The sequence below is a fragment of the Streptomyces sp. BE303 genome (genome assembly GCF_036290945.1).
GTDB lineage: Bacteria > Actinomycetota > Actinomycetes > Streptomycetales > Streptomycetaceae > Kitasatospora.
Genome location: NZ_JAQYWZ010000470.1, coordinates 1 through 10,091, shown reverse-complemented (window position 1 = coordinate 10,091; position 10,091 = coordinate 1). Strand labels below are relative to the sequence as shown.

The following is a 10,091-nucleotide window of genomic DNA, read 5'->3' as shown; positions in this document are numbered from 1 at the left end:
CTCGGACTGGCCCGTGTGCACCCTGGCCGCCGACTACACCACCGTCGTGGACACCACACGCCGCCTGATCTCCCGACTCCACGCCCACGATCAGGCCCTGGTCCTCGGGGGCACGGCCGACCGCGTCTACCGGCTGAGGCCTCGACCGCGGTCCACCGCCCGGCTACCGGTACAGGGGCGCTGCGGCCCGTAACGCCTTCCACAGGCCCGACGATCGGGCCGGCTCGTCACCCACAGACATCGCGTTCACACACCCGGTCCGTGCGGACCGCCGACCATCCCCAGGGGGACACCCATGAAGCTCATACGCCTCGGCCCCGCCGGCAGCGAACGCCCGGCGGTCCTCGCGGGCGACGGCCGGCTGTACGACCTCACCCCGCTGACCGGCGATATCGACGGCGCGTTCCTGGCCTCGGACGGGATCGCCCGCGCCGCACGGGCGCTGGCCGCCGGTGAGCTGCCGCCCCTGGACGGCGACGGCCTGCGTGTCGGCGCGCCGATCGCCCGCCCTGGCAAGGTCGTCTGCATCGGGCTGAACTACCGCGACCACGCCGAGGAGACGGGAGCCGAACCGCCCGAGCGCCCCGTCGTCTTCATGAAGGCGGCCGACACCGTCGTCGGCCCGTACGACACCGTCCTCGTCCCGCGCGGATCGCAGAAGACCGACTGGGAGGTGGAACTGGCCGTCGTCATCGGTAGGCGGGCGCGCTATCTGGACACCCCCGCCGAAGCCGGCGGCCACATCGCGGGCTACGCGATCAGCAACGACGTCTCGGAACGCGCGTACCAGCTCGAACTCTCCCCGCAGTGGGACCTCGGCAAGTCCTGCGAGACGTTCAACCCGCTCGGACCGTGGCTGGTGACCCGCGACGAGATCACCGACCCCCAGAATCTGGGCCTGCGGCTGAGCGTCAACGGCGTGCAGCGGCAGAACGGCAACACCGACAACATGATCTTCGGCGTGGACCACATCGTCTGGTACCTCAGCCAGTACATGGTCCTGGAACCCGGCGACGTGGTGAACACCGGCACCCCCGCAGGAGTCGCGCTGGGACTCCCCGGCACGCCCTACCTCCGCGCGGGAGACACCGTGGCACTCGAGATCGACGGACTCGGAACACAGCGGCAGACCTTCGGACAGGCGTGATGACCATGTTGGACGACCCCGGCCCGGACCGGCCCGACAGCCCCAAGGCCCCCCTCGCAGCGAACGCGGCCCCACTCGCCGCCGTGGTCTCGCTAAACTGCGGGGACACCGACAAGCCCCGGATCGCAGGAGACCGCATGCCCCCGCACGCCAGTTCCGCGGCCGGGGCACAGGAACCGGACGCGAAGCCCCCGGTGCGGCAGGTCCTCTCCGACAGCGTCTACGAGAAGATCAAGGCCATGGTCATGGACCATGAGATCGCCCCCGGCGCCCGGGTCGGCATCGAAGCCCTGTCCCGCGGCCTCGGCGTGTCACCGACGCCGGTACGTGAGGCCCTGGCCCGACTGGAGGCGGACGGTCTGGTGGTCAAGCGGTCCCTGTCGGGCTACCGCGCGACCGAGCTGCTGACCCGCCAGGGACTCGAGGAACTCTTCGAGATGCGTCTGCTGCTCGAACCCAGAGCGGCGGCGCTGGCGGCCGACCACGCCACCGAGGAACACCTCGACGCCCTCGAAGGGATCATGGAGGAGATGCGGGGGCACCCCGGACCGACCGGACGGTACGCCGACTATCACGGTTTCGCCGCCCTGGACCAACGTTTCCACGAGGCGATCGCCCTGGCCGCGCACCGCCCGCTGCTCGCCGACGCGGTCGAGCGTCTCCACGCGCACCTCCACGTCTTCCGGCTCGCCAGCGTCAGGTTCACGGAGGACCCCACGCTGGAGGAACACGAACGCGTCATACGGGCCGTCCTGCGGGGAAAGCCCGATCGTGCGGCGGAAGCCATGACGGACCACCTGACCCACAGCCTCCAGCGCCAGCTCAGGGACGACACGCGGCCCTGATCGCGGCAGGGCGCAACCTACGGCGATCGGGAGTTCGCATCCCCCCTCGCCGGCCGGCACGTGAAGCCCGCCCCGCAGAACCGAACGCCGCCTCGAAGGCCCCGGCAGCGGCACCGTAGACAACGGCCGGCCCGATCCGCACGCCCGCACCCCCTGGACTCCGTTTTCGAGGCGCCGTGCGCATCGACAGCCGCGCCCGGGCGGCGACGCACGGCCCACGGGCCGAAAGGAGAGAACCACATGCGTGCCGCACTGTTCGTCACCTGCATCAACGACGCCCTGTATCCGTCCACCGCGATCGCGACCGTCAAGCTGCTGGAGCGCCTCGGGGTCCAGGTGACGTTCCCGTTCGCGCAGACCTGCTGCGGCCAGCCACAGTTCAACACCGGCTACCGCACCGCCACCGAGCCCCTGCTCAAACGCATGATCGACGCCTTCGACGACGCCGACCACGTCGTCACCCCCTCCGGCTCCTGCGCCGCGATGGTCCGCGACAACTACCCACGCATCGCCGCCAAGGCATCCGCCGAAGGACGTGACAGCGGCCTGGAGGCGGGCGCGCGCTCCCTCGCAGCTCGCACCTACGAGCTGACCGAGTTCCTCACCGACGTCCTCGGCGTCGTCGACGTCGGCGCACACTTCCCCCACACCGTCACCTACCACCCCTCCTGCCACGGGCTGCGCACGCTGGGCCTCGGGGAACGGCCGCGCCGGCTCCTCGAAGAGGTGAAGGAGCTGAGGCTCGCCGAGTTGCCCGGAGCCGAGGAGTGCTGCGGTTTCGGCGGCACCTTCGCCGTGAAGAACGCCGACGTCTCGGCCGCGATGGGGCAGGACAAGATCACCAACGCGCTGTCCACCGGCGCCGACTTCCTGTGCGGCGCGGACAACTCCTGCCTCATGCACCTTGACGGCCTGCTCCGACGCCAGGAGGCGCCCCTGCGCCCACTGCACCTCGCGGAGATCCTCGCCAGCACCGTCGACGACCCCTGGAGCCCCCGATGAGCGGCGCGACCTATCTGGGCATGCCGTCCTTTCCCGAAGCCGCGAAGCAATCCACCCGCGACGAGCGTCTGCGGCGCAACCTGCGACACGCCACGCACACCATCCGCGACAAGCGGGCCGCCGCCGTGAATGAACTGGCGGACTGGCCACAGCTGCGGGAGGCCGGCAAACGCATCAAGGACCACACCCTGTACCACCTGGACACCTACCTGCTGCAACTGGAGGAGAAGGTGACCGCAGCAGGGGGCACGGTGCACTGGGCCGCGGACGCCGAGGAGGCGAACCGCATCGTCGCGGATCTCGTCGAGGCGACCGGTGAGAGCGAGGTGGTCAAGGTCAAGTCGATGGCCACTCAGGAGATCGGCCTCAACGAAGCGCTGTCGGCCCGCGGGATCCGCGCCTACGAGACCGACCTCGCCGAACTCATCGTCCAGCTCGCCGACGACCGGCCGTCCCACATCCTGGTGCCGGCGATCCACCGCAACCGCGGTGAGATCCGCGACATCTTCACCGAGAACATGGCGGCATGGGGACGCCCCGCACCCGAGGGGCTGTCCGACCGCCCGGCCGAACTCGCGGAAGCCGCCCGGCTGCACCTGCGGGAGAAGTTCCTGCGGGCCAAGGTCGCCGTCTCCGGCGCCAACTTCATGATCGCCGAGACCGGCACCCTGGTCGTCGTCGAATCCGAGGGCAACGGCCGGATGTGCCTGACCCTCCCCGAGACACTGATCTCCGTCGTCGGCATCGAGAAGGTCCTCCCCCGCTGGCAGGACCTGGAGGTGTTCCTCCAGTTGCTGCCGCGCTCCTCCACCGCCGAACGCATGAACCCCTACACCTCCATGTGGACGGGCACCACCGACGGGGACGGCCCCCGCGACTTCCACCTGGTCCTGCTCGACAACGGCCGCACCGACACCCTCGCGGACGAGGTCGGCCGCCAGGCCCTGCGCTGCATCCGCTGCTCCGCCTGCCTGAACGTGTGCCCGGTCTACGAGCGAGCCGGGGGACACGCCTACGGCTCCGTCTACCCCGGACCGATCGGCGCCATCCTCAGCCCCCAACTGCGCGGCGTCACCAGCGACATCGATGCCTCCCTCCCCTTCGCCTCCAGCCTGTGCGGCGCCTGCTACGAGGTGTGCCCGGTCGCCATCGACATCCCCGAGGTCCTGGTGCACCTGCGCGAGCGGGTCGTCGAACAGACCGGCGGGCACACCGCCGAACGGGCGACGGTCAAGGCCGCCACCTGGCTGCTCGACCACCCGGCGGCCATGACCGCCGCCCTGCGCCTCGCCTCCGGCACCCGCAAGGCGCACCCCCGGCGCCCGGGCGGCCCCGCCAGGGCGTGGACGGACACCCGCGACCTCCCCCCTGTCCCCGCCGAACCGTTCCGCACCTGGTGGAAGAGGAACCGCGCATGAACACCCGCGACACGATCCTGGCCCGCATCCGCGCCGCCGTGGCCGACGCGCCCGAACCCGCCCCGCTCACCCGCGCCTACGCCTTCAGCCACACCAGCGACGACCCGGGATGGATCGTCGACCTCCTCGCGGAGAACCTCACCGAGTACCGGGCGATCGTGCACCGGTGCCCCACCACGGACCTTCCCCAGTTCCTCGCCGACCTCCTCGAACGACGCGGAGCACGCACCGTCGTGGCCGCAACCGGACTCCCCGGGGCCTGGCTGTCCCGCGTTCCCCCGACGATCCTGGGCGACAGCGACGCCCCCGCGCGGACGCCGGCGCTCCTGGAGCGGGTCGACACCGTGATCACCGGATGCGCGCTGGCCATCGCCGAAACCGGCACCATCGTCCTGGACGGCGGCCCCGGACAGGGCCACAGGACACTGACCCTCGTCCCCGACCACCACATCTGCGTCATCGGCGCCCACCAGATCGTCGCCTCTCTCCCCCAGGCCCTGCCCCTGCTGACACCCACCCGGCCACTCACCTGGATCTCCGGCCCCTCCGCCACCAGCGACATCGAACTCGACCGCGTCGAAGGGGTCCACGGACCCCGCACGCTGGAGGTGGTCATCACCGACCAGGCCGCATAGCCCGGTCGCGTTGCCGTACCTCAGCCCCGGGAACCCGACACCACCACTCCTTGCCGGCATAAGGATCAACCGCCCCCAGCCTCCGGGGTGACCCGTGAAAGCGGAGACGGACCCTCGCTCATGGCAAGCGCATCAGGCTCCTGCCACCTCGGCCAACCGCCGCCTCCTACCGGCGGAGCCTGCCCGGCCCCTGCTCGGCACGGACGAACCCGCGATGCCCTACCCGAACGCGATGCCGCGACCTCAGCCGCGCCTCGCGACAACTATGCAGATCCACTCCCCCCCCTGGAAGATCCGCGCCTACCTGACGGCACACCTCCGTGGTGGCCTTCCGCGTGTTCGGGGGCAGCCGGTGCGTACGTCCGGCCGCCCCTGCGGACGGTGCCGCGCGGACCCGGCGCCGAGGGGGGTGTCAGGGCGTCGGGCGTGGAGCAGGGCACCACCGCGCGCCCTGGTCGGGGCGCTCTGCCCGGTTCAACGACCGAAGACGGCCCCAGTCACCAGGACGACGGCGACGCCCTGGACGGGGATCCGGGCGGCCGGACGCCTGCGGGGGCGCAGCCAGCCGGGCATCGGGAAGTGCGGGCCGGTGGGAGCTCGGTGGAGGTGGCGGGCCTGATCGGTGGCCGGGCGTTGCGGGGCGCGGGGTCGGGGTGGCTGGGCTGGAGGAGTGTTTCGAGGCGGGCGGTGGCCTCGGGCCGCGGCCGGGCGTGGCAGGGCCAGCCGGGGCAGTTGCCGGGGCGTTGCGGGATGAGTTCGACGAGGGCTGTGCAGCGTGTGCAGGTGGTCATTGCGGGGTCCTTGCGGTGCTGCAAGGGCCGGCCTTTCGTGTGCGTGGTCCTGGTCCCCATCGATCGTGCGGGCAGGCGGGGGCGGGTGCGGGTGCGGCCGATGAGGAGGGGATCGTGGCACAGCTCACCGGTGGTGTCGGGTATACCGGTGACGTCGTCGGTCGGCCGCTACGGACTCCAGGGGGTAGGCGGGGATCAGGTGGGGCGTCGGCCGAGGGCTGCGGTCAGGAGGGTGACCGCGTGATGGGAGGTCTGGGCGAGCCAGGGCGTCCGACGTCGGGGTCGATGATCGCCCGGCCGTTGACGTAGGTGGTCCGGCCGTCGTCGCCCGTTTCCATCCAGCCGGCCAGGCTCCGGTCGGGTCGGCGTACGGCGAACACGACGCGCCCGGGCCGGCCCTCGACCAGGAACGAGGATGTCGAGCGTTTCCAGGACGGCGGGCGCGGACCTGGCCGGGAACGCCTCGGCGTCCAGCAACGCGTCGGGGAGGTCGTTCGCCGTCCCGGTCGCGGCACAGGTCGCCCGCTCGATCCGGGCGAGGTGGTCGGTGCTCACCGCTGCCCAACGACCGGCCACCGTAGGGTCACCGCCGTCCACGGTCCCGGCAACCCTCGCGGCGGGCCGGGAAGATCCGAACGCCCGTGTCCGGCCGCGCCGCCCGCCCCGTCGGCCGGGCCGGCACCGACTGGTAGGTCCCGCTCCGGTGGGGCCGGTCAGCCCTCGGGGTGGAGGATCGCCCGCGTCTGTCGGCCGGCTACCTCGACGGCGGCGACACGGGCCCGGTCGCGCTCGTCCATCCTCGCCCAGCGCCGCTCGCGCTCGGCCCGGCAGTGCTCCCGGGTACGCTGCTCGGCGGCGGCCAGGCGCTCCGGGGTGACGCCGAACAGGGGCGCCGCCCATTCCTGCCAGGGAAGTGTCCGGTCCTGGTCCGGGTCGTAGCGGGCGCGGGCGGCCCGGCCGCGGTGGCCGGTGTTCTCCAGCTCCCGGTAGGTGGCCTCGGCCATGCCCAGGACCGTGGCCATCCGCGCGCGGCTGCGGCCGGTGAACACCCGCAGATGCGCGAGGCGCTCCTGGTCGACGACACACAGGTCCGCCGGCGCGACACCCACGGCGGCGGCCAGGAGAACAAGATGCTCCGGGCGCGGCACCCGCGAGCCCGCGAGATAGAAAGACACAGCGCGCTCCGACACCCCGGTCACCCGCATGATCCGAGCCGCCGACGCCCCGGCCGCCGTCCGCCGTCCGCGCCGCACGCAGCCTGGCCGCGTCGAAGCCGCACTCCGTTCCACTCACACCCACACCCTGCCCACCCCGCGGCAGGGATGAACGACCTTCACACCCGCGCGCCTGTGAAGGTCCGTTCAGGGGGCACGAACCAGGGGGAACGAACCTTCAGACCACCCGGCGGACCCGCCCGGTTCACCGGTGCGGCTGTCGGGGCACGGCGAAGGACAGGCCTTGGGTCAGGACCCCGGCGATCACGAAGGCCGGGGTCGCCGGTGAGGGACCACCCCAAGCGCGTGCCGGCACCTCGTCCACACTCCCGTCCTGCACGGGATATCCCTCAGCGGCAAGACGCCGAGGGACCGGCTCTGTTCATGGGATCGGTCGGCGAGCGCGCGGAGGCCGGGGCTGGACTACGCTCGCTGGTATGGGCGCCTTGACGGACGGCGGGTTCCCCGCCGACGTGACGAGCCTGGTGGGTCGCCGCTCCGAGCTCGCCGAGCTGAAGCGGTTGCTGGCCGACTCGCGTCTGGTGACGCTGACCGGCACCGGCGGTGTGGGCAAGACCCGCCTGGCCCTGCAACTGTCCCGCGAGGTGCGGCGCGCCTTCCACGACGGCGCGTACTGGGTGCCGCTCGCGGAGATCGGCGAACCGGACCAGGTCGGACAGAGCGTGATCAACGCCGTGGGCCTGCGCACCATGGGCCCCGACGCCACCACGCTGCTGACCGACTACCTGCGGGACAAGCGCGCGCTGCTGGTCCTGGACAACTGCGAGCACCTGGTCGGCGCGTGCGCGAAGCTGTCCGCCGGCCTGCTGGCGGCCTGCCCCGGCGTCCGCGTGCTGGCGACCAGCCGCGAGGTCCTCGACATCGCCGGTGAACGCGTCTTCGCCGTCACACCCCTGGCCCTCCCCGACGAACACCCCGACGGGACCCATCCCGGCGGGACCCACGCCGACTCCGTCGTCCTGTTCGCCGACCGCGCGGCCGCCGCCGCCCCAGGCTTCACCCTCACACCCCACAACGCACAGGCCGTGGCCGACCTGTGCCGCCACCTCGACGGCCTGCCCCTGGCCATCGAACTCGCCGCCGTCCGCGTCCACACCCTGTCCGTCGAAGAACTCCTCCAACGCCAGAACGAGCACCACCAACTCCTCACCCGCCGCCAACACCACACCACCCCCTGCCACCAATCGCTACGCGCCACCGTCGACTGGAGCTACGACCTCTGCTCGGCCAGCCGCAGGACCGCCAGGCCCAGCGACGCCTGGCGGTCCCGCGCCACGCCCGGGAGGTCACCCGGAACGCCTCGCTGACCTGACGGCATTGCGGGATCAGCCGAACGGCTCCGACAAGCGGCACCAGCACTGAGGTGTTGACGGGTGCGGCTGACCAGGATCGCGAAGCACGTCCCGAAGACCCCTTCCCGAGTCGCCGCCGATCGCTTCCCGAAAGTGGAGTCGTGCCTGGTCAGCTGTCGGACCTCGTCAGATACGGCCGAAGGCGCGCTGAGGCGTCCCCTTGGCCCGGCGACGGTGACCGGGCGGCATCGGCGCAGGAGAATCGCCGCATGCGGATTCTGATCATTACTGCCGGTTCACGTGGAGATGTCGCGCCCTTCACGGGCCTGGGTCGGCGCCTGCTGGACGTCGGCCACCAGGTCGCCGTGGCCGCTCACCCATCCTTCGCCGCACTCGTCGCGGGGTGTGGTCTGGACTACCGTCCGGTGCCGGGCGACCCCCAGGGACTGATCCGGGACCTGTCCCGGGCGGCGTCACGGGAGGAGGCCCAGGCAAGAACAAGGGCGTACACGGACGGGCTCGCCGATGGCGTGGCGGAGGCCGCTGCGGGCGGTGCCGACCTACTGCTCACCGCCTTCGGCCCGTCACCGCTCAGCCTGACCGCCGGCGAAGCGCTCAACATCCCCGTCATCGGCACCTACCTCGCACCATCGTTCGCCACCGGACAGTTCCCGCTGCCCAACGCACGGGACACCGACGGCCTGGGACCGGAAGGCAACCTCGCCGCGGGCCGGGAAGTGCTAAGGCACGCGGACGGCGTCCTCGCCGGCTCCGTGACCCGGCTGCGCACCCGCCTCGGGCTACCGGCCGACGCGTCCTCGGCACCGATGGACATCCGGCCGGTCTTCCACGGCTTCAGCCCGCTGGTGGTGCCGCGCCCCGAGGACTGGCCCCCGCGGGTCGAAGTGGCGGGCTACTGGTGGCCCGCACGGCCGGACGGCTGGCAACCCCCGGCCGAACTGGTGGACTTCCTCCGCTCGGGTCCGTCCCCGGTGTTCATCGGGTTCGGCAGCATGGCGGTAGGGCAGGGGGAACGGCTCAGTGAGCTGGTGACCACGGCGGTGGAACGGGCAGGCGTGCGCGCGGTGGTGCAGGCGGGGTGGGCCGATCTGAATGGCTGCGGCGACGACGTCCTGGCCATCGGCGACGTGCCGCACGACTGGCTGTTCCCTCGCAGCGCCGCCGTCGTCCACCACGCCGGGGCCGGTACCACCGCAGCCGGGCTGCGGGCCGGAGTACCCGCCGTACCAGTACCCGTCATGGCCGACCAGCCGTTCTGGGCGTCTCGACTGCACAGCCTGGGGGTCGCCCCCCGGCCTCTGCCGTTCCAGAAGCTCACTGCCGAAGCCCTCGGCGACGCGATCACAGCCTGCTCATCCGATCCCGCCTACCGCCGCCGCGCGGCCGAACTCGCCCAACGCATCGCCACGGAGGACGGTGCCGCCACGGTGCTCGCCCACATCGACTCAGGGGACGCCGGGTGAAATCCGAGAAATGCTCCACCACCGTGCTGCGGTACCAAGGTGCCCGAGGCACTCCGCCGCATCCGGTGCTGCCGAAACTCGCGAACAATTCGAACGCCATCGCCCCCGTTATGTTTTTCGCGGTCCTGCAAGAGGGCCGCTGGCCTCCGGGCCCCGGCATGACTGTGTCCCCCTGTCGAAGAGATGACCTGGGGGGTGGTGTCACCGGGCCCGGAGGTGTCGTCGGAGACGCTGATGAGAGG

The 10,091-nt window shown here is 71.8% G+C and carries 8 protein-coding genes and 1 pseudogene; 8 read left to right on the top strand and 1 reads right to left on the bottom strand.

All coding sequences use genetic code 11. The features are described from left to right. The 6 genes and pseudogenes from PUR56_RS09355 to PUR56_RS09330 form a co-directional block, all read left to right on the top strand. A pseudogene (locus tag PUR56_RS09355) lies at positions 1–193 on the top strand (hypothetical protein); the annotation flags it as partial. 102 nt (positions 194–295) lie between these two features. Further along, positions 296–1,147 carry a fumarylacetoacetate hydrolase family protein gene (locus PUR56_RS09350; protein WP_329874392.1) on the top strand — a complete coding sequence of 284 codons (852 nt, stop codon included), beginning with the start codon at positions 296–298 and terminating at the stop codon, positions 1,145–1,147. A gap of 137 nt (positions 1,148–1,284) precedes the next feature. After that, positions 1,285–1,992 carry a GntR family transcriptional regulator gene (locus PUR56_RS09345; RefSeq protein ID WP_329874394.1) on the top strand — a complete coding sequence of 236 codons (708 nt, stop codon included), beginning with the start codon at positions 1,285–1,287 and terminating at the stop codon, positions 1,990–1,992. Positions 1,993–2,232: 240 nt separating this feature from the next. Then, complete coding sequence (locus PUR56_RS09340; protein WP_329874396.1) at positions 2,233–2,994, top strand: (Fe-S)-binding protein; 762 nt, start codon at positions 2,233–2,235, stop codon at positions 2,992–2,994. Continuing rightward, positions 2,991–4,412: a LutB/LldF family L-lactate oxidation iron-sulfur protein gene (locus tag PUR56_RS09335; protein WP_329948533.1), complete on the top strand. Its 1,422-nt coding sequence runs from the start codon at positions 2,991–2,993 to the stop codon at positions 4,410–4,412. Before PUR56_RS09340 ends, PUR56_RS09335 begins: the two co-directional genes overlap by 4 nt. Next, complete coding sequence (locus tag PUR56_RS09330) at positions 4,409–5,047, top strand: LutC/YkgG family protein (RefSeq protein WP_329948532.1); 639 nt, start codon at positions 4,409–4,411, stop codon at positions 5,045–5,047. The genes PUR56_RS09335 and PUR56_RS09330 overlap by 4 nt, the downstream gene beginning before the upstream one ends. A gap of 1,504 nt (positions 5,048–6,551) precedes the next feature. Here the strand turns inward: PUR56_RS09330 and PUR56_RS09325 are convergent. Continuing rightward, a complete protein-coding gene (locus PUR56_RS09325) occupies positions 6,552–7,013 on the bottom strand; it encodes a hypothetical protein (RefSeq protein ID WP_329948531.1) in 462 nt (153 codons plus the stop codon). Between the two features lie 476 nt (positions 7,014–7,489). Here PUR56_RS09325 and PUR56_RS09320 point away from each other — a divergent pair, with 476 nt between their 5' ends. Continuing rightward, on the top strand, positions 7,490–8,380 hold the full coding sequence (locus PUR56_RS09320; protein ID WP_329948530.1) for an ATP-binding protein: 891 nt from the start codon (positions 7,490–7,492) through the stop codon (positions 8,378–8,380). A gap of 254 nt (positions 8,381–8,634) precedes the next feature. Continuing rightward, on the top strand, positions 8,635–9,849 hold the full coding sequence (locus PUR56_RS09315) for a glycosyltransferase (protein WP_329948529.1): 1,215 nt from the start codon (positions 8,635–8,637) through the stop codon (positions 9,847–9,849). The last annotated feature ends 242 nt before the right edge of the window (positions 9,850–10,091 follow it).

What these genes read in the sequence shown, in the direction of transcription:
- PUR56_RS09350 (WP_329874392.1), top strand. Translation starts at nt 296, where the DNA reads ATGAAGCTCATACGCCTCGGCCCCGCCGGCAGCGAACGCCCGGCGGTC.
- PUR56_RS09345 (WP_329874394.1), top strand. Translation starts at nt 1,285, where the DNA reads ATGCCCCCGCACGCCAGTTCCGCGGCCGGGGCACAGGAACCGGACGCG.
- PUR56_RS09340 (WP_329874396.1), top strand. Translation starts at nt 2,233, where the DNA reads ATGCGTGCCGCACTGTTCGTCACCTGCATCAACGACGCCCTGTATCCG.
- PUR56_RS09335 (WP_329948533.1), top strand. Translation starts at nt 2,991, where the DNA reads ATGAGCGGCGCGACCTATCTGGGCATGCCGTCCTTTCCCGAAGCCGCG.
- PUR56_RS09330 (WP_329948532.1), top strand. Translation starts at nt 4,409, where the DNA reads ATGAACACCCGCGACACGATCCTGGCCCGCATCCGCGCCGCCGTGGCC.
- PUR56_RS09320 (WP_329948530.1), top strand. Translation starts at nt 7,490, where the DNA reads ATGGGCGCCTTGACGGACGGCGGGTTCCCCGCCGACGTGACGAGCCTG.
- PUR56_RS09315 (WP_329948529.1), top strand. Translation starts at nt 8,635, where the DNA reads ATGCGGATTCTGATCATTACTGCCGGTTCACGTGGAGATGTCGCGCCC.